The sequence below is a fragment of the Kitasatospora sp. NPDC093679 genome (assembly GCF_040683455.1).
GTDB classification, from domain to species: domain Bacteria; phylum Actinomycetota; class Actinomycetes; order Streptomycetales; family Streptomycetaceae; genus Kitasatospora; species Kitasatospora arboriphila.
The window spans coordinates 1-17,684 of the sequence record NZ_JBFBDW010000086.1; the positions used below are offsets into that span (position 1 = coordinate 1).

The following is a 17,684-nucleotide window of genomic DNA, read 5'->3' on the forward strand; positions in this document are numbered from 1 at the left end:
AGATCGAACCACACGGCCCCATCGAGACCGAAGCAGCCCGCCGCCTCGCCGACGACCTCAAGAACCAGTAACCACTCGATTACCCAACACTTTCTCAGCCGAGCGAGGCCTGCCAGGTCCAGGAGGTGCGCCGGGGTCGGCCGCCGAGGACGGCCCGCCCGGTGCACCAGAGCAGGACGGCGGCCGGCTCGCCGGCCGGCGCGTCCGGGAAGAGCCGGGCCAGCACCGCGGCGCAGAGCGAGGCCGGCGGGTGCCACTCGGCCCGCAGGCCGCGGGTGATGTCCCAGGTGTGCAGCAGGGTCTCGGCGACGCCCATGGCCGCGAAGCCGGACGGGTCGCACGGGCCCCAGTGCCAGGCCCTGGCCTCCGGTCCGCTGACGGCGAGCGCGCCGACCAGCAGTCCGCCGGCGGCCCGGACGACCTGCAGCACCTCGTCCACCGGCGCCTCCCGGCGGACCACCAGGTCGAAGGGGAGGTAGCTCTCGCGGGGCCGGGCGGCGAGCTGGCCGGCGTAGGCCAGCAGGTCGTGCGCGACGTGCACGGCCGTCTCGCGGCACGTCCAGGTCAGCGGGCCGGCCTGGACGGACCAGTCGTCCTCCTCGTGGAGGACCAGCACGTCCAGCGCCGCGCCGAGGGCCCGGTCCACGTCGCGTCCGTCCATGCCTGCCATCGTCGCACGGCGCGGCGGGACGCGGGCCCCGAACACCGCCCCCGCCGTCGGCGGCGGGGGCGGCGGGCCGGTCAGTAGCGGTAGGTGGCGGTGACGGCGCGGTGGTCGCTGCCGTCGGAGGGCAGCACCTGCGAGTCGGTCGGGGTCAGCTTGCCCTTGCTGAGGATCTGGTCGATCCGCGCCATCGGGAAGCCGGCCGGCCAGGAGAAGCCGAAGCCGTCGCCGGCGGCGCCCTGCGCGGAGCGCATCTGCGAGGTGATCGGGGCCAGGCTGCGGTCGTTCATGGTGCCGTTGAGGTCGCCGAGCAGGATGACCTTCTTCAGCCGCTCGGCCTCGATGGCGTCGCCCAGGGCCTGTGCGCTGTGGTCGCGCCGGCCGGCCGTGAAGCCGCTCTCCGACTTGACCCGCACCGAGGGCAGGTGGGCGACGTAGACGGCGAGCGGGCCCTGCGGCGTGGTGACCTCGGCCCGGAAGGCACGGGTCCAGCCGATCTTGATGTCGACCTCGTGGACGTCGCCGATCGGGTAGGTCGACCACAGGCCGACGGTGCCGCGCACGGCGTGGTACGGGTACCGGGCGGCTAGCCCCGCGGTGTAGGTGGCGACCGCGCCCGGCGTGATCTCCTCCAGGGCGACGATCTCGGCGCCGGAGCCGTTCAGCAGCTTCAGGGTGCCGGCGGTGTCGCTGTTGGCGGCGGCCACGTTGTGGGTGAGCACGGTGAAGTCGCCGCGGCCGCCGCCCTTGTCGGTCAGCAGGCCGCCGAACAGGTTCAGCCAGACGATCGCCGGCAGCAGCACCGCGGTCAGCGCGGTCGCCGAGCGGCGCCACAGGCCGACCGCGAGCAGCACCGGCACGGCCAGCCCCAGCCAGGGCAGGAAGGTCTCCAGCAGGCTGCCGAGGTTGCCCCAGCGGTTGGGGACGAGGGCGTGGCAGGCCAGCAGCAGCGCGGTGAGGACGGCGAGGCCGGCGGTGACCCAGCCGCGGCGCGGGTCCAGCCAGCGGCGGCCGCCGGCCGGTGGGGCCGGTGCGCCGTCGGCTGCTGCCACTGCCTCGTCCGCCTGCACCATGCGCCCCGCTCCTCCGCACCCGGCGTCTCGTACCGCCGGGATGGTCCGTGCCTCTTCCGGCCGCGCCGGTCGGGCGTGTGCGGCGGGTCACGGGACCCGCCCGGCACACGCCCGGTCGTATTCTCGGCTCAGCCTATGACGGCATGGACGCGCGGGAGCCACCGGAAGGTTGCGGCACGCCCTCGATCAGCGGGAACGCCCTCCGGACGGCTGTGCACCGACCCCGTTGAGGACGGCGTCGACCATCTGCTCCGCGAGGTCCGGGTCGTCCAGCGGGGCCTCGTCCCAGAGCACCGAGCGCAGCAGGATCGGGCCGATGATGATCTCGCAGACCAGCTCGACGTCGAGGTCCGAACGGAGCACGCCCTCGTCGACGCCGCGGCGGACGATGGCCCGGGCGAGTTCGCGGCGGGGTTTGACCACCTGCTCCTGGTAGGCCTCGCGCAGCTCGGGCCAGGCATTCATCTGGCTGAGCGCGGACTTGAGCATCCAGCGGGAGCGCTTGGCGAGGCCGCGCTTGCGCATGTAGTCGACCATGCGGACGAGTTCCTCGCGGACGGTGCCGCCGCTGGGCTCGGGCAGCGGCGACTCCAGCCGGGCGACGACCTCGACCAGCAGGGCCTCCTTGTTGGGCCAGCGCCGGTAGATGGTGGCCTTGCCGACGCCCGCGGCGGCCGCGATCCGCTCGACGGACAGCTCGGAGAGGCTCTTGCCGGACTCCATCAGGTCCTCGACGGCGGCGAAGATGGCCTGTTCGGCGGCCTCGCTGCGCGGGCGGCCCCGGCGCGGGGCGCAGAGCTCCGCGGCGGGGCCGTCCTCGTCGGCGCCGCATGCCGAGACGGTCGGTTCGGTGTGCATGGCGCCATTCTCTCCTGACGTGCTCAGACCCTGGTCGGGCGCGGCTCGCTGTCGGCCGGGGAGGCGTCCGCGGCGGGGCCGGCGGCCGGGGCGGCCGGTGCCCTGCCGGGCAGCAGCACCAGGGCGAGCACCACGCCGAGGGCGGTGATGCCGGCGGAGAGGCCGGCGACCACGTGCATGGCGTGCACGAAGGCGTCCTCGGCGGGGGCGACCAGGCCCGGCGTCCGGGTGCGGTCGGCGACCGCGAGGGTGGCCTCCAGCGACTCGCCGGCCTTCTCGCGGATGCCGGCGGGCAGCTTGTCGAGGTGGTCGCTCATGCCGTCGCGGTACACGGTGGAGAGCACCGCGCCGAGCACGGCGACGCCGAGCGAGCCGCCGACCTGGCGGAAGGTGTTGTTGATGGCGGAACCGGCGCCGGCCTTCTCGCGGGGCAGCGAGCCCATGATGGCGACGGTGACCGGCGGCATGACGTGGGCCATGCCGGCGCCCATCACGAAGCCGATGACGACCAGGACCCAGATCGGCGTGGTGGTGCCGAGCAGCAGGTAGCCGAGGAAGCCGACCACGATCAGGGCCATGCCGCCGGCGCAGGTGGCGCGGACGCCGAACCGGTCGACGACGAGCCGGGCGCGCGGGGCGAAGGCCATCTGGGCGGCGGCCAGCGGCAGCATCAGCATGCCGGACTGCAGGGCGCTGTAGCCGCGGACGCTCTGGGTGTAGAAGACGCCGAAGAAGGAGACGCCCATCAGCGCGAAGAACACCACGCCGATGACGACGACCGAGGCGGAGAACACCCGGTTGCGGAACCAGGTGACGTCCAGCGCGGGGTGGGCGGTGCGCCGCTCGAAGAGGACGAAGGCGGCGAGCGCGACCACGCCGACCAGGATCGGCACCCAGGCGCCGGGGGCGGTGAAGTCGGCGAGTTCGCCGCCCTTGATGATGCCGTAGATCAGCGCGACCAGGCCGATGACGGAGAGCACCACGCCGATCGGGTCGAGCTTGCCGGGCTTGGGGTCCTTCGAGTTCGGCACCAGGACCGACATGGCGACCAGGGCGACGACCACGATCGGGACGTTGACCAGGAAGACCGAGCCCCACCAGAAGTGCTCGATCAGCAGGCCGCCGGTGATCGGGCCGATGGCGATGGCGAGGCCGACCGCGCCGGCCCAGATGCCGATCGCCTTCGGCTGCTCCTTGCGGTCGAAGACGTTCATGATGATCGCGAGGGTGGCGGGCATCACGAAGGCGCCGCCGAGGCCCATGACCGCGCGGAAGGCGATGAGCTGGCCGGGGCTGTCGGCGATCGCGGAGAGCAGCGAGCCGAGGCCGAAGACGGCCATGCCGCCGAGCAGGGACCACTTGCGGCCGAGCCGGTCGCCGAGCAGGCCGGCGGTGAAGAGCAGGCCGGCGAAGACCAGGGTGTAGGAGTTGATCGCCCACTCGAGGTCGCTCTGGCTGGCGCCGAGGCCGGTGGGGGCGGGCTGGGCGATCGTCTTCATCGCCACGTTGAGGATCGAGTTGTCGAGCACGACGACGAGCAGGGCGAGGATCAGGGTGCCCAGGATCGCCCAGCGTCGGCGGTGGACTGCTTCGGACGTGTGCGGCGGCGCAGCGGTGGTCATGGTGTGGATTCCCCGTCCGTACGAAAAAGACCTGTGCGGACTTACGAGCCGATGGCGTCTCGTAACCCGTTCGGCTCAAGCGTAGCCCCTTTTTCGATACGAGACGGACCCGTATCGCAAACTCTGGGTAAAGGGTTCCGGGCCGGACGGCGGGCGGAGCGTGACGGACGGCCCGTGCCCCGGGTCTTTGCGGCGGGCGGGCGGCGTGCAAGCATGGGAGCAGATCCGGGGACGCTGTACGGCGCCACGAGACGACAACCCTTCAGGAGCCTGTTCGATGAACGCTTCTCCGCTTCAGCCTGCCCAGTCGCAGGAAGGCACCGTGCTCTACGGCGGCATCACCAACCGGCGCGTGACCGTGCGCGACCTGGCCAGGGCCAAGCAGCACGGCGAGCGCTGGGCGATGCTGACCGCCTACGACGCGCTGACCGCCGGTGTCTTCGACGAGGCGGGCATCCCGGTGCTGCTCGTCGGCGACTCGGCCGGCAACTGCCACCTCGGCTACGAGAACACCGTCCCAGTGACGATGGACCAGATGGTGATGCTCTCCGCGGCCGTCGTCCGCGGCACCAAGCGGGCCCTCGTCGTCGGCGACATGCCCTTCGGCTCCTACCAGGAGTCGCCGGCCCAGGCGATGCACAACGCCGCCCGCCTGATGAAGGAGGCCGGCGTCGGCGCGGTGAAGCTGGAGGGCGGCGAGCGCAGCGCCCGTTCGATCGAGCTGCTGGTCGAGGCCGGCATCCCGGTGATGGCCCACATCGGCCTCACCCCGCAGTCCGTGCACGCCTTCGGCGGCTACCCCGTCCAGGGCCGCGGCGACGAGGCGGCCCACCAGCTGCTGCGCGACGCCAAGGCCGTGCAGCAGGCCGGCGCCTTCTCCGTGGTGCTGGAGGCGGTGCCCGCCGAGCTCGCCGCCCAGGTCACCGAGCAGCTGGCGATCCCGACCGTCGGCATCGGCGCCGGTGTCGGCACCGACGCCCAGGTGCTGGTCTGGACGGACATGGCCGGCATGACGGCCGGCCGGGTGCCGAAGTTCGTCAAGCAGTACGCCGACCTGCGGGCCGTCCTCGGCGACGCCGCCCGGGAGTTCGCGGCCGAGGTCACCGCGGGCACCTTCCCGGCTCCCGAGCACAGCTTCAGCTGACCCCGGACGGCCACCGGCCGGCCCGGCAGCACGGCGCACCCGCCCCGCGGCGGGTGCGCCGTCGGCGTTCCGGGCGCCGACGGCGGCGTGCCGGCGGCATGACAGCGGACGACGGGCGGACGACGGCGGGCCGCCCCGCGCTGACAGCCGGACGACAGAGCGGCGACAGCGGGCCCGGGCAGTCTGTGGGACATGACACCGATCGCCACCGCCCCGAACGACCGGGGGCCCCGCAACCACGCCGTGGAGGTCCGCGGCATCGTCAAGACCTTCGGCGCCACCCGCGCGCTCGACGGCGTCGACCTGACCGTCCGCGAGGGCACCGTGCTCGGCCTGCTCGGCCCGAACGGCGCCGGCAAGACCACCCTCGTCCGGATCCTCTCCACCCTGGTCAAGCCCGACGCGGGCACCGCCTTCGTCGGCGGGTACGACGTGCTGCGCCAGCCCAAGCAGCTGCGCCGCACCATCGGCCTCACCGGCCAGTACGCCTCGGTGGACGAGCTGCTCTCCGGCTACGAGAACCTCTACCTGATCGGCCGGCTGCTCGACCTCTCGGCCAAGGAGTCCAGGACCCGCGCCGCCGAGCTGCTGGAGCGCTTCTCGCTCACCGAGGCGGCCAAGCGGCCCGCCAAGACCTACTCCGGCGGCATGCGCCGCCGCCTCGACCTCGCCGCCTCGATGATCGGCCGGCCGAAGGTGCTCTACCTGGACGAGCCCACCACCGGCCTCGACCCGCGCACCCGCAACGAGGTCTGGGACGAGGTCCAGCGGATGGTCGCCGAGGGCTCCACCGTGCTGCTGACCACCCAGTACATGGAGGAGGCCGAGCAGCTCGCCCACGAGCTCACCGTGATCGACCGCGGCCGGGTGATCGCCGCCGGCGGCATCGAGGAGCTCAAGACCCAGGTCGGCGGCCAGACCCTGCAGGTCCGCCCGCTGCACCCGGCCGAGCTGCCCGAGATGGCCCGCTGCCTGCACGAGGCCGGCGTCGCCGCCACCTTCTCCGCCGACACCGGGCTGCTCTCCGTGCAGCTCACCGGCGAGGACCAGCTCACCGCCGTCGTCGGCGTCCTCGGCACCCGCGGCTTCGGCATCGCGGGCATCGACACCAAGCTCCCCAGCCTCGACGAGGTCTTCCTCGCCATCACCGGCAAGCCGTCCGCCTCCGCCGCCTCGATCCTCGACAAGGAGCCCGTGGCATGACCGCCGCCACCCTCGCCCCCGCCACCGCCCACGCGGACGACCCGCGGATCGGGGCGGCCGGACACCTGCGCCACGTCGGCGCGCTGACCCGCCGCAACCTGATGCGGATCAAGGCCGACCCCGAGTCGATGCTCGACGCGCTGCTGATCCCGATCATCTTCACCGTGCTGTTCGTCTACGTCTTCGGCGGCGCGGTCTCCGGCAGCCAGCACGACTACATCCAGTACATGATCCCGGGCCTGCTCGGCACCACCGGCCTCAACCTGGCGATGGCCGTCGGCACCGGACTCAACAGCGACTTCCAGACCGGCGTGATGGACCGCTTCCGGACCCTGCCGATCGGCCGGGCCTCGGTGCTGCTCTCCAAGATCGTCGCGGAGACCTGCCGCGGCCTGGTCTCCTTCACCATCCTCATCGCCTTCTCGATGGTCCTCGGGCTGGAGATCAAGACCGGCTTCCTGCACCTGCTCGCCGCGGTCGGCCTGTCCCTGCTGTTCGGCATGTCGATCATCTGGATCTCCATGCTGCTCGGCATGTCGCTGCGCAGCGCCCAGGCCGTGCAGGGCGTCAGCATGCTGGTCATGATGCCGCTGCAGTTCGGCAGCTCGATCTTCGCCCCGACCAGCACCATGCCGGGCTGGCTGCAGGCCTTCACCGAGTACAACCCGCTGTCCGCACTCGCCGACGCCTGCCGCAACCTGATCAACGGCGGCCCGCTCACCCACTCGGTGACGATCGTGGTCGTCTGGTCGGTGGCGATCACCGCCGTCACCGCGCCGCTGGCCGTGGCCCGCTTCCGCAAGCGGACCTGACGGCAAGGACCTCGACCCGGCGTCAGGGGGCGCCGGGGTCGTCCATCAGGGCGGCCGCCTCCGAGAGGGTGAGGCGGCCGCCCTCGGCGTACCCGGCCGCGTACCCCTCCTCGCCGAGCATGCCGGTCAGCACCTGCGCCATCCGGTCGCGCTCCCGGCGCTCCATGTACGAGCCGCGGCTGCCGTGCAGGGCGTCGTGGGCGCCGAGCAGCACGGCCGCCCGGCGGGCCGCCGGCCGCGGGTCCTCCTGCTGCTCGGCGAGGGCCAGCACGATGCCGGTGGCCGGCAGCATCAGCATCACCGCCATGTGCTCGGCGAAGGCGGTCGCCCCGCCGGGCACCCCCTTCATCTCCCGGCGGCCCTCGGCGAGCAGCTCCAGGCCGCGCGGGGCGTCACCGGCCCGGGCGGTGACCCAGCCGCGGATGCAGCCGACGATGCCCTCGAACACCCCCGGCACGATCGGCCCGAACGCCTGGTTGTTCATCACCAGCCGGTCGAGCTCCTCCAGTGCCCCGGGGTAGTCCCCGCGCTGGGTGTGGATGTTGCAGAGCACCAGCCGGCCGTAGAGCATCGTGCCGTCGGCCGCGTGGTTGGCGGCCCGGACGGACTCCAGCGCCTCCCGGATCCGCCGCTCGCCGTCCGCCTCGTCGAACTCGAACAGCGCCTCGCCGAGCCGGACCTCCAGCAGCGGCACCTCCTGCCAGGCGCCGAGCTCGGCGGCGATCTCGATGGCCTGCCGGTAGGCCTCGGCCGCCCGTCGGCCGTCGCCCTGCTTGGCGGCGTTCTCCGCCTGCGCGGAGAGGGCCTCGGACATGCCCCAGCGGTTGCCGAGCCGGGTGAAGATCTCCAGTGCCTCGGCGCTGTCGGCGACGGCCTGATCGAGGCCGCCGACCCAGTCGTTGAGCAGCCGGGCACGCAGCTGCAGGGCGAAGGCGAGGTCCAGCGGGCGGCCGTACCGGCGGCAGCCGTCGACGGCGGCGTCCATCGTGTCGCGCATCCGGTCCAGCTCGCCGGAGAGGAAGACCGCGAACACCCGCAGCAGCGCGGGGAACCGGTAGGACTGCGGCAGGTCCGGGGTGTAGGTGGCCAGCACCCGGGTGGCGAGCTCGATCACCGCCGGGTCGCCGATCGCCGCCATGTTCCCGGTGAACTGGTCGATCAGGCGGTGCAGGTGGGCCTGCCGACGGGCCTCGTCCAGCATCTCCTGCGACAGCGGCGGCGGTGCGTCCAGCGGGCCGTCCTCCAGCGGCACCGGCCGCGGCGCGTCGTCGGCGAAGGCGTCGGGGCCGAGCGCGCAGACCGCGTCGTACCACTCGCGGGCCTCCCGGCGGTTGTCCCGCAACGACCAGAACCAGCTCATCCCGAGCACCAGGACGAGCAGCTCCTCCTCGTCCCGGAGCTCGGCGGCGGTGCGCAGCGCGGCCCGGACGTTCTCCTGCTCGCCGTCGAGCTCGGCGAGGCGCACGACCTGCTCGTGCCCGTGCATGTGGAAGTCGGCGATCCGGACGAGCTCGCGGTAGTGGCGGACGTGGCGCAGCGCGGCGCCGTCGCCGCCGGACTCGGCGAGCTTCTCGGCGGCGTACTCGTGGATGGTCTCCAGCATCCAGTAGCGCGGCCCGTTCTCCAGGTCGGCAACCACCAGGGACTTGTCGACCAGGGAGAGCAGCAGGTCGGCGACGTCCTCGCGGCGCACCTGGGTGCCGTCGGCGACGACCTGTTCGGCGGCCTCCAGGGTGCAGCCGCCGGCGAAGACGGAGAGCCGGCGCAGCACGGCGCGTTCGCGTTCGCCGAGCAGGTCCCAGCTCCAGTCGACGACGGCGCGCAGCGTCTGCTGACGGGGCAGCAGGGTGCGGGAGCCGGCGGTGAGCAGGGCGAACCGGCCGTCGAGGCGGTCGGCGAGCTGGCGCGGGGTCAGGCCGCGCAGCCGGGCGGCGGCGAGCTCGATGGCGAGCGGCAGGCCGTCCAGGCGGCGGCAGATCTCGGCGCAGGCCTCCGGGTCCTCGGCGGGGTCGAAGCCGGGCCGGGCGGCGGCGCCGCGTTCGGCGAGCAGGCGCAGCGCGGCCGGGTCGGGCAGCGGCTCGACCGGCAGCACCGCTTCGCCGGGGACGCCGAGCGGCTCCCGGCTGGTGGCGAGGACGGTGAGCCCGGGGCACTCGGCGAGCAGCCGGTCGGCGAGCTCGGCGGCGGCCTGCACCAGGTGCTCGCAGTTGTCGAGGACGAGCAGCATCCGGCGCGCGGCGCAGTGCTCGACCAGTCGGCGGACGGGGTCGCTGCGGCGGGCGTCCATCACCTCGGCGACGGCGCCGCCGGTGTGCAGCACCGTCTCGCGCAGGCCGAGCGCGGCGGCCACCGCGCCGGGGACGGCGAGGGAGTCCTCCAGCGGGGCGAGCTCGACCATCCAGACGCCGTCCGGCCAGGAGCCGCCGTGCTGGGCGGCGCGGCCGGCCTCCACCGAGAGCCGGGTCTTGCCGGAGCCGCCGGGGCCGGTGAGCGTGGTGAGCCGACCCACCGTCAGGGCGCGGCCGAGGGCGGTGAGGTCGCCGTCCCGGCCGACGAAGCTGGTGAGCCGGGGGCGGAGGTTGCCGGCCGGGACGGCAGCAGCGGCAGGCACGGCCGGAGCGGCCGGGACGGCCCGGGTGCCGGCGGCCGGGGCGGGCACGGCGGCGGGCACCGGGACGGGCGCGGCCGGTGCGGGTGCCAGCAGTTCGGCGTGCAGGGCGCGCAGCTCCGGGCCGGGGTCGGTGCCGAGCCGGTCGGCCAGGATGCGGCGGGTGTCCTCGTAGCGCTGCAGGGCCTCGGCGGTGCGGCCCTCGGCGCGCAGGGCGCGGATCGCCAGCGCGTGCAGCTGCTCGTCGAGGGGGTGCAGTTCGCAGAGTTCGGCGAGCTCGGCGGTGAGGTCGGCGGTGTTGCCGAGGGCGAGGTCGGCGGTGATCCGGTGCCGGCGGGCCTCCTCGCGCCGGGCCTCCAGCCGGACGGCGGGCCCGGCCCGGTCCGGCAGGTCGGCGAGGGCCGGGCCGCGCCACAGGGCGAGCGCGCTGTGCAGCCGCTCGGCGGCCTCCCGGTGGTCGCCGGCGGCGAGCGCCCGGCGGCCGTCGGCGGCGAGCCGCAGGAAGTCGTCGGCGTCGGTGCGGCCGGTCAGCCAGTAGCCGGCCGGCCCGGAGCCGATCTCCTCGCGGCCGATGGTGCGGCGCAGCCGGCCGACCAGGGTCTGCAGGGCGGCGGAGGAGTCCTGCGGCGGTTCGTCGCCCCACACCTCGTCCACCAGCAGGTCGGCCGGGACGGGCCTGCCCTGGCGCAGGGCGAGCGCGGCCAGCAGGGCGCGCAACCGGGCGCCGCCGAGCGGTACCGGGGTGCCGTCGTCGTGGTGGGCGGTGGTGGTGCCGAGGATGCCGTAGTGCACGGGCCCATTCTGGTCGACGGGCAGCGTGGCGGGCGCACGGATATTCGCACCGGTGGAACCGTGGGCGGGTGCGGTGCGTTCTTCGGTGACGGCTTGTCGCGGTCGCGAGCCGCGCGGCATGATCGTCCCCTGCCCGCCCCCGGCCATCCACGGAGCTTTCGCACCATGACCTTCGCCACCACGCAGCGCCGCAGCGAGGAGAGCCGGATCAGCCCGGTCTTCTGGGTGCTGCTCGCGACCCTGGCCACCTCCGCGTGGGCGGTGGTGAGCGGTTTCGGCAATCCCCGCTTCGGGGTGTTCCTGTTCGTGGTGGCGGGCTGGATGGTCTCGCTCTGCCTGCACGAGTACGCGCACGCGCGCACCGCCCTGCACAGCGGGGACATCACCATCGGTGCCAAGGGCTACCTGACGCTCAACCCGTTCAAGTACGCGCACGCGCTGCTGAGCTTCGTGCTGCCGGTGATCTTCGTGATCATGGGCGGGATCGGCCTGCCCGGCGGCGCGGTGTACATCGAGCGGCACCGGATCCGCGGCCGGGTCAAGCACAGCCTGATCTCCGCGGCCGGCCCGCTGGTGAACGTGGTGATCGGCATCGGCCTGCTCGTCCTGGTGAGCTCCGGGGTGTTCGACGACCCGGCGCACCCGGCGGTGCTGAACGGCCAGGAGCTGATCGTCTCGGCCTTCCCCGCGGCCCTCGGATTCCTGGCGTTCCTGCAGGTCAGCGCGGCGCTGCTGAACCTGCTGCCGGTGCCCGGGCTGGACGGCTACGGCATCGTCGAGCCCTGGCTGTCGCTGAAGACCCGTCGCGCGATCGAGCCGTTCGCGCCGTACGGCATGCTCGCGGTGTTCGTGATCTTCTGGCAGACCGCGGCCAGCCGCTGGTTCTCCGACCTGGTCTTCATGATCACCGACCTGTTCGGCGTCTCCAAGGCCTACCCGGTGGTCGGGCAGTTCCTGTTCCGCTTCTGGGAGTGACCCCGCCGGCTCAGAGCTGCTGCTCGGCCCGGGCGGCCGCGGCGCGGTCCTGGCGGTCCTTGCGGATGTAGTACCAGGCCATGTTCGAGGCGACGCCGGCCATCAGCACCCAGATCACGCCGAACCAGTTGCCCTCGACGAAGGAGACGACGGCGGCCGTCACGGCGAGCACGAGGACGATCGAGGCGAGCAGGGCGTTGCGGGGCATGGCGGGACTCTCCTGGGTGGGGGCACCGCCGGCCTGCGCCGGCGGCAGCGGACACCCCATTCTCACCGACCGGTGCCCGCGCCGGGGCCGAGACCCCCTCCCGCGGGTCGTCCGGACCTGCGGGAGGGGACCTGTGGCGGCCGTTGGTCCCCTCCCGGAACGGCTCAGACGTCGGTGATCCGCAGACCGGCGTGCGCCTTGTAGCGGCGGTTCACCGAGATCAGGTTGGCGACCAGCGACTCGACCTGGTGGGCGTTGCGCAGCCGTCCGGCGAAGATGCCGCGCATGCCGGGGATCCGCCCGGCCAGCGCCTGCACGATCTCGGTGGCGGCGCGGTCCTCGCCGAGCACCATCACGTCGGTGTCGATCTCCTCGATCGATGCGTCCTGCAGCAGCACCGCCGACAGGTGGTGGAAGGCCGCGGTCACCCGGGAGTCCGGCAGCAGGGCGGCGGCCTGCTGGGCGGCGCTGCCCTCCTCCGGCTTCAGCGCGTAGGCGCCCTGCTTGTCGAAGCCGAGCGGGTTGACGCAGTCCACCACGATCTTGCCGGCGAGCTCCTCGCGCAGGGCCGCGAGGGTGCCGGCGTGACCGTCCCACGGCACGGCGACGATCACGATGTCGCTCTCCCGGGCGCAGGCCGCGTTGTCCGCGCCGCGCACGCCGAGTCCGAGCTCCTCGGCGGCGGCCACGGCCCGTTCGGCCGTCCGGGAGCCGATGACCACCTGCTGGCCGGCCTTGGCCAGCCGGTAGGCGAGGCCGCGGCCCTGGTCGCCGGTGCCGCCGAGGACACCCACGACGAGCGAGGACACGTCGGGCGGAGCGGGGGCCGCCGCGGCGGCGGGATTCACCGATTCGGGTTGCGTCATGGACAAGATCCTGCCAAAGCACCGGCCGCTCCTCCATGCTGTGCCGCATGGACGCGGTGAGACTTTCCGCACTGAGCGCGACCTTGGCCGGCACCGGCCTGCTGGACGTCACCCGGGCCTTCGGCGGGGCGCTGCACCGATCGGTCACCCGGCGCACCGCGGCGGGCCTGCTGCTGGTCGGCACCGAGCGCTACGAACCGTGGCACCTGGCCGCGCACCTGGACGAGGAGGCGGCGCACTGCGGCGTCGCCGGGCTGGCCCCGCTGCTGGTGCGGCACGAGGTCCCGGCGGCGGCCCCGGCGCACCTGGCGCACGGGCTGCGGCGGCTCGGCGAGGCACCGCGAGGCAGCACGGTGCTGGTGGTGGCGCCGCACGAACCGGGCCAGGGGCTGCTGGAGCGGGTCGAGGACGCCCGGCGCGGCGGCGCCACGGTGCTCGCCCTGGACGCCGGCGACGCCGAACTCGGCGCGCTCGCCCACGAGCGGCTGGCGGTGCCGGTGGCCGGCGAGGGCCCGTTCGACCTGGTGCAGCACCTGGTCGGCGCGGCCGCCTCGGCGCGGCCCGCCCGGGGGCTGCGCAGCCGGCTGGCCGGGCTCGCCGAACGCCTGGTCGCGCCGCCGGTGCTGCGCTGGTGATCCGGTCCCGCGGACCGGCCGCGCGACGACCGGTGGCACGGAGAGCGGTGCGGCGATCGGTGGTGTACGGCCGGTAAATCGGTTGCCCGGCGCGCCCGGCCGACCGAGGATGGCCGACCGTGACGTCCGTACCACCCCCACCACTCCCGAAACGGCTGCGCACCGCCCTGCGCGGACTGCTCCCCGACACCGCCCCGTGGCGCAGCTCGCGGGACTTCCGGCTGCTCTGGAGCTCCGGCTGCGTGAGCAGCCTGGGCAGCTTCCTGACCTACGTCGCGGTGCCGCTGCAGATCAAGGACCTCACCGGTTCCTCCTTCCAGGTGGGCCTGGTCGGCGCGGTCGAGCTGGTGCCGCTGGTGGTGTTCGGCCTGTGGGGCGGGGCGCTCGCGGACGCGATGGACCGCCGACGGCTGGTGCTGCTCTCGGAGGCCGGGCTCGGCCTGCTGAGCGCGCTGCTGCTGGTCAACGCGCTGCTGCCGCAGCCGCTGCTGTGGCCGATCTACGTGGTGGCCGCGCTGGTCGCGGCGGTGGACGGGCTGCAGCGCCCGGCGCTGGACTCGCTCACCCCGCGGATCGTGCCGCACGAGCAGCTGACGGCCGCGTTCGCGCTGAACTCCCTGTACCGGAACGTCGGTTCGGTGGCCGGGCCGGCGCTCGCCGGTGTGGTGGTGGCGGTCGCCGGGGTGCAGACCGCCTTCGCGCTGGACGTCGCCAGTTTCGGCGTCTCGCTGCTGCTGCTCGCCCGGATCCGGGCGGTGCCGCCGCCGTCCGGCGCCGAACGGCCCTCGCTGCGGGCGGTCGCGACCGGTGTCCGGTACGCGTGGAGCCGCAAGGACCTGCTCGGCACGTACGCGATCGACGTCTGCGCGATGCTGTTCGCCTTCCCGGTGGCGATCTTCCCGTTCCTGGCCGCCGAGTTGGACGCCGGCTGGGCGCTCGGCCTGCTGTACGGCGCGTCCGCGGCCGGTGCGCTGGCCGTCTCGGCGACCAGCGGCTGGACCTCCCGGATCCACCGGCACGGGCGGATGCTCGTCCTCGCCGCCCTCGGCTGGGGTGCCGCGATGACGCTCGCCGGTGTGACCGGCGACATCTGGCTGGTGCTGCTCTGCCTGGCCGCGGCCGGCGGCGCCGACCAGATCAGCGGCATCGCGCGTTCCACCCTGTGGAACCAGTCCATCCCGGACGAACTGCGCGGCCGGCTCGCCGGGGTGGAGTTGCTCAGCTACTCGGTGGGCCCGCAGCTGGGCCAGGTCCGGGCCGGCGGCGCGGCCGGGCTGATCGGTGTGCGCGGGGCGGTCTGGAGCGGCGGCGCGGTCTGCGTACTGGGTGTCGCGCTGCTGGCCGTGGCCCTGCCGAGCCTGCTCGCCTACGACGACCGGACGGACCCCAACGCGGCGGCCGTGCGGGCCGCGGCCGAGGACCGCGACGCCGGCGGGCGGGAGCCGGTGCCGGCGGTCTGACGGCGGATCGGCCGCGGCGGGCCCGCCCGCTCAGTCCTCGTCGGCGCCCTCGGGCGGCCCGTCGTGCCAACGCGGGTCGTTCTGCCACTCCCGGTTGCGCTCCGCGGCGATCTCCAGCGCCGCGGCGGCCTCGCCGGGGGTGGCGTACGGGCCGAGCCGGTCCTTGGCCGGGCACTCCGGGCCCTCCTCGACCTTGCCGTGCTTGATGCAGTAGAACCACTCGCCGGGCTTCCCGGTGGCCTTGCGGCCGAATCCCATGGGCATGTGAGCTGCTCCTGTTCGCTTCGTCGTCCGGGGTGATCCTTTCCCGGCGCCGCGCCCGTACACACGGCGCACCCCCCGCCCCGCACCCGCCCGCACGGCCGGGTCGGCGAGGGGCCGACGGATAGACTCGCGGCATGGCTCTCGTACCCGGCACCGTGTCCCCCACCCGCAAGGTTCCCGCGCACATCGCGCGCCCGGAGTACGTGGGCAGGCCCGCGCCCGCGCCGTACACCGGCCCGGAGGTGCAGAGCGCCGAGACGGTCGAGAAGATGCGGATCGCCGGCGGGATCGCCGCCCGGGCGATGGAGGAGGCGGCCAAGCTCATCGCGCCGGGCGTGACCACCGACGAGCTGGACGCGGTCGCGCACGCCTACATGTGCGACCACGGCGCCTACCCGTCCGACCTCGGCTACCGCGGCTTCCCGAAGTCGATCTGCACCTCGATCAACGAGGTGATCTGCCACGGCATCCCGGACTCGACGGTCCTTCAGGACGGCGACATCGTCAACATCGACGCCACCGCGTACATCCACGGCGTGCACGGCGACCTCAACGCCACCTACCTGTGCGGCAACGTCGACGAGGAGTCCAAGCTGCTCGTCGAGCGCACCCGGGAGGCGCTCGGCCGGGCGATCAAGGCGGTCAAGCCGGGCCGCCAGATCAACGTCATCGGCCGGGTCATCGAGTCCTACGCGAAGCGCTTCGGCTACGGGGTCGTCCGCGACTTCACCGGCCACGGCATCAACACCTCGTTCCACTCGGGCCTGATCGTCCCGCACTACGACAGCGAGCGGGCCACCGAGGTGATCAAGCCCGGCATGACCTTCACCATCGAGCCGATGCTGACCCTGGGCAGCTACGACTACGACATCTGGGAGGACGGCTGGACGGTCGTCACCAAGGACCGCAAGCGGACCGCCCAGTTCGAGCACACCCTGGTGGTCACCGCCGACGGCGCGGAGATCCTCACCCTCCCGTAGTCGGCGACGGGACGGACGGGGCCGCGGATTTCCGTTATCCGCGGCCCCCGGTGCGGTCTCCCAGGGCAAGAGCACCACCCACCCTCGCGCCGCCCTCCCGCCCTCCCCCGGGCCTCCGGGCGGCACCGCCCCCGGGAGCACCGTCCATGAGCCTCGACCGCAGATCCCTCGGAGCCGTCCTCGCCGCGCTGACCGCCGCCGCCTCGCTGGCCGCCTGCGGACCGGCCGACTCCTCCGACGCCGCGGCCGCCGCCGCACCGGTGAGCGACGCCGCGCCCGCCCAGGACCTGCCTTCGCCGCTGCCGAGCCCGACCACGGCCGCACCGACCACGGCGAGCCCCTCCGCGAGCGCGACGCCCACCCGCTCGGCGACGGCGTCCGCGTCACCCTCGGCCGCCCCGACCAAGCGGGTCTCGCTGGCCGGCTACAACCCGTCCGCGAACGCCCAGAAGGAGATCGACGCGGCGCTCGCCCTGTCGAAGTCCGACGGCCGGCGCGTGCTGCTCGACTTCGGCACCAACGAGTGCGGCGTCTGCCGGGCCGTCGACGGGCTCTTCGCCAAGAGCCGGATCCGCAGCACCCTGGACGCCTCCTACCACGTGGTGAAGATCGACCTGGAGAACAACCGGACCAACATGGCGATCCTCGGCCGCTACGACAGCTCGCACGGCTTCAGCACCCCCGTGATCATCGTCGTCGACGCCAAGAACACGGTCGTCACCAACACCAACCGGACGGGCCTGCCGAAGCTGACCGAGACCGGCCTCGACGGCTTCCTCCGCCAGTGGGCGAAGTGACGGCGCGTCGGCCGCCGCACCGTCAGGGCGGCCGTCGGGGCAGGCCGGTCCGGGCTTCGGTGGCCGCGCTCGCGGCCGGGCTGCTGCTCGGCCCGGCCGCCGGCTGCGCCTCCACCGGCGGCCCGGCACAGCGGCCGCCCTCGGCGAGCTTCACCGAGAACGGCGTCACCGTCGACCTCTCCGTCGACCGGTGGGACGGCACGGCCGGCACGCTGACCGCCGTGTTCACCCCCACCGCGGCCGGCTACCACCTCTACAGCCTGGACCTGCCGCCCGGCGGCGTCGACGGCATCGGACGGCCGATCTCGCTGAAGCTGCGCGGCGGCCTGGAGCAGAGCGCGCGGCCCACCACCGGCGCCGCCGTGCACGACCTCCAACTGCCCGGCGGGCTGCCGCCGGTGCCGGTCTATCCGGACGGCCCGGTCACCGTGACCCTGCCGGTGCACCGGACCACGCAGGGCCCGGCCACCGTCCTGGTCGGGTACGCCGCCTGCAGCGAGACCAAGGGCTGCCTGTTCCCCGTGGACGCCCACCCGGTCGAGGCCACCGTCGACGGCACCTCGGTGCGGTTCGCCGGCCCCGGCCCGGCCTCGCCGAGCGGCTGACCGGCACCCTCCCCCGGGGGGGGGCGCCGGGCCCCCCCCCGGGCGGGCGCCCCCCCCCCCCCCCCCCCCCCCCCCCCCCCCCCCCCCCCCCCCCCCCCCCCCCCCCCACCCCCCCCCC

Annotated in this window: 17 protein-coding genes; 9 read left to right on the forward strand and 8 right to left on the reverse strand. The window is 74.1% G+C overall.

The features are described 5' to 3' along the window. Positions 1-94: 94 nt before the first annotated feature. From AB0O09_RS37230 to AB0O09_RS37245, 4 genes are all read right to left on the reverse strand, one after another. Positions 95-661 carry a maleylpyruvate isomerase N-terminal domain-containing protein gene (locus AB0O09_RS37230; protein WP_363549861.1) on the reverse strand — a complete coding sequence of 189 codons (567 nt, stop codon included), beginning with the start codon at positions 659-661 and terminating at the stop codon, positions 95-97. Between the two features lie 80 nt (positions 662-741). After that, the gene (locus AB0O09_RS37235; protein ID WP_363549864.1) at positions 742-1,737 is read right to left on the reverse strand and encodes an endonuclease/exonuclease/phosphatase family protein; all 996 of its coding nucleotides are present in this window, start codon (positions 1,735-1,737) and stop codon (positions 742-744) included. A gap of 186 nt (positions 1,738-1,923) precedes the next feature. Beyond that, entirely contained in the window at positions 1,924-2,595 is a 672-nt protein-coding gene (locus tag AB0O09_RS37240; protein ID WP_344626204.1) for a TetR/AcrR family transcriptional regulator, read from the reverse strand. A gap of 23 nt (positions 2,596-2,618) precedes the next feature. Beyond that, on the reverse strand, positions 2,619-4,217 hold the full coding sequence (locus tag AB0O09_RS37245) for an MFS transporter (RefSeq protein WP_344626203.1): 1,599 nt from the start codon (positions 4,215-4,217) through the stop codon (positions 2,619-2,621). Between the two features lie 277 nt (positions 4,218-4,494). On the opposite strand from AB0O09_RS37245, the gene panB reads away from it, so the two are divergent. From panB to AB0O09_RS37260, 3 genes are all read left to right on the forward strand, one after another. Continuing rightward, positions 4,495-5,361, forward strand: a complete 867-nt coding sequence (gene panB / locus AB0O09_RS37250) for a 3-methyl-2-oxobutanoate hydroxymethyltransferase (RefSeq protein ID WP_344626202.1) — start codon at positions 4,495-4,497, stop codon at positions 5,359-5,361. A 192-nt stretch (positions 5,362-5,553) separates the two neighbouring features. Further along, on the forward strand, positions 5,554-6,564 hold the full coding sequence (locus AB0O09_RS37255) for an ATP-binding cassette domain-containing protein (RefSeq protein ID WP_363549868.1): 1,011 nt from the start codon (positions 5,554-5,556) through the stop codon (positions 6,562-6,564). Then, a complete protein-coding gene (locus tag AB0O09_RS37260) occupies positions 6,561-7,376 on the forward strand; it encodes an ABC transporter permease (protein ID WP_363549871.1) in 816 nt (271 codons plus the stop codon). Before AB0O09_RS37255 ends, AB0O09_RS37260 begins: the two co-directional genes overlap by 4 nt. Before the next feature lie 22 nt (positions 7,377-7,398). Here AB0O09_RS37260 and AB0O09_RS37265 read toward each other — a convergent pair whose 3' ends face one another. Continuing rightward, positions 7,399-10,776 carry a BTAD domain-containing putative transcriptional regulator gene (locus tag AB0O09_RS37265; RefSeq protein WP_363549873.1) on the reverse strand — a complete coding sequence of 1,126 codons (3,378 nt, stop codon included), beginning with the start codon at positions 10,774-10,776 and terminating at the stop codon, positions 7,399-7,401. A gap of 165 nt (positions 10,777-10,941) precedes the next feature. Between AB0O09_RS37265 and AB0O09_RS37270 the strand changes: the two genes are divergently transcribed. After that, entirely contained in the window at positions 10,942-11,751 is an 810-nt protein-coding gene (locus tag AB0O09_RS37270) for a site-2 protease family protein (protein ID WP_363549876.1), read from the forward strand. 10 nt (positions 11,752-11,761) lie between these two features. Here the strand turns inward: AB0O09_RS37270 and AB0O09_RS37275 are convergent, their stop codons facing one another. Both AB0O09_RS37275 and npdG read right to left on the reverse strand, forming a co-directional pair. Then, entirely contained in the window at positions 11,762-11,959 is a 198-nt protein-coding gene (locus AB0O09_RS37275) for a hypothetical protein (protein WP_344626197.1), read from the reverse strand. A gap of 164 nt (positions 11,960-12,123) precedes the next feature. Further along, entirely contained in the window at positions 12,124-12,825 is a 702-nt protein-coding gene (npdG, locus tag AB0O09_RS37280) for an NADPH-dependent F420 reductase (RefSeq protein ID WP_363549878.1), read from the reverse strand. Positions 12,826-12,872: 47 nt separating this feature from the next. On the opposite strand from npdG, the gene AB0O09_RS37285 reads away from it, so the two are divergent. Further along, positions 12,873-13,460 carry a hypothetical protein gene (locus AB0O09_RS37285; protein ID WP_344626195.1) on the forward strand — a complete coding sequence of 196 codons (588 nt, stop codon included), beginning with the start codon at positions 12,873-12,875 and terminating at the stop codon, positions 13,458-13,460. A 119-nt stretch (positions 13,461-13,579) separates the two neighbouring features. Further along, positions 13,580-14,920 carry an MFS transporter gene (locus AB0O09_RS37290; protein ID WP_363549880.1) on the forward strand — a complete coding sequence of 447 codons (1,341 nt, stop codon included), beginning with the start codon at positions 13,580-13,582 and terminating at the stop codon, positions 14,918-14,920. A gap of 30 nt (positions 14,921-14,950) precedes the next feature. Here AB0O09_RS37290 and AB0O09_RS37295 read toward each other — a convergent pair whose 3' ends face one another. Next, positions 14,951-15,184, reverse strand: coding sequence for a hypothetical protein (locus AB0O09_RS37295; protein WP_363549882.1), 234 nt, complete (start codon positions 15,182-15,184; stop codon positions 14,951-14,953). A 134-nt stretch (positions 15,185-15,318) separates the two neighbouring features. Here AB0O09_RS37295 and map point away from each other — a divergent pair, with 134 nt between their 5' ends. The 3 genes from map to AB0O09_RS37310 all read left to right on the forward strand — a co-directional run bounded on the left by map (position 15,319) and on the right by AB0O09_RS37310 (position 17,566). After that, positions 15,319-16,164 carry a type I methionyl aminopeptidase gene (map, locus tag AB0O09_RS37300; RefSeq protein WP_363549884.1) on the forward strand — a complete coding sequence of 282 codons (846 nt, stop codon included), beginning with the start codon at positions 15,319-15,321 and terminating at the stop codon, positions 16,162-16,164. A 146-nt stretch (positions 16,165-16,310) separates the two neighbouring features. Beyond that, entirely contained in the window at positions 16,311-16,961 is a 651-nt protein-coding gene (locus AB0O09_RS37305) for a thioredoxin family protein (RefSeq protein WP_363549886.1), read from the forward strand. Between the two features lie 59 nt (positions 16,962-17,020). Then, positions 17,021-17,566, forward strand: a complete 546-nt coding sequence (locus AB0O09_RS37310; protein WP_363549888.1) for a hypothetical protein — start codon at positions 17,021-17,023, stop codon at positions 17,564-17,566. Positions 17,567-17,684 lie beyond the last annotated feature (118 nt).

Bases quoted from the DNA above. Each gene is read 5' to 3' on its own strand.
- AB0O09_RS37230 (WP_363549861.1), bottom strand. From the start codon at position 661: ATGGACGGACGCGACGTGGACCGGGCCCTCGGCGCGGCGCTGGACGTG.
- AB0O09_RS37235 (WP_363549864.1), bottom strand. From the start codon at position 1,737: ATGGTGCAGGCGGACGAGGCAGTGGCAGCAGCCGACGGCGCACCGGCC.
- AB0O09_RS37240 (WP_344626204.1), bottom strand. From the start codon at position 2,595: ATGCACACCGAACCGACCGTCTCGGCATGCGGCGCCGACGAGGACGGC.
- AB0O09_RS37245 (WP_344626203.1), bottom strand. From the start codon at position 4,217: ATGACCACCGCTGCGCCGCCGCACACGTCCGAAGCAGTCCACCGCCGA.
- panB (WP_344626202.1), top strand. From the start codon at position 4,495: ATGAACGCTTCTCCGCTTCAGCCTGCCCAGTCGCAGGAAGGCACCGTG.
- AB0O09_RS37255 (WP_363549868.1), top strand. From the start codon at position 5,554: ATGACACCGATCGCCACCGCCCCGAACGACCGGGGGCCCCGCAACCAC.
- AB0O09_RS37260 (WP_363549871.1), top strand. From the start codon at position 6,561: ATGACCGCCGCCACCCTCGCCCCCGCCACCGCCCACGCGGACGACCCG.
- AB0O09_RS37270 (WP_363549876.1), top strand. From the start codon at position 10,942: ATGACCTTCGCCACCACGCAGCGCCGCAGCGAGGAGAGCCGGATCAGC.
- AB0O09_RS37275 (WP_344626197.1), bottom strand. From the start codon at position 11,959: ATGCCCCGCAACGCCCTGCTCGCCTCGATCGTCCTCGTGCTCGCCGTG.
- npdG (WP_363549878.1), bottom strand. From the start codon at position 12,825: ATGACGCAACCCGAATCGGTGAATCCCGCCGCCGCGGCGGCCCCCGCT.
- AB0O09_RS37285 (WP_344626195.1), top strand. From the start codon at position 12,873: ATGGACGCGGTGAGACTTTCCGCACTGAGCGCGACCTTGGCCGGCACC.
- AB0O09_RS37295 (WP_363549882.1), bottom strand. From the start codon at position 15,184: ATGCCCATGGGATTCGGCCGCAAGGCCACCGGGAAGCCCGGCGAGTGG.
- map (WP_363549884.1), top strand. From the start codon at position 15,319: ATGGCTCTCGTACCCGGCACCGTGTCCCCCACCCGCAAGGTTCCCGCG.
- AB0O09_RS37305 (WP_363549886.1), top strand. From the start codon at position 16,311: ATGAGCCTCGACCGCAGATCCCTCGGAGCCGTCCTCGCCGCGCTGACC.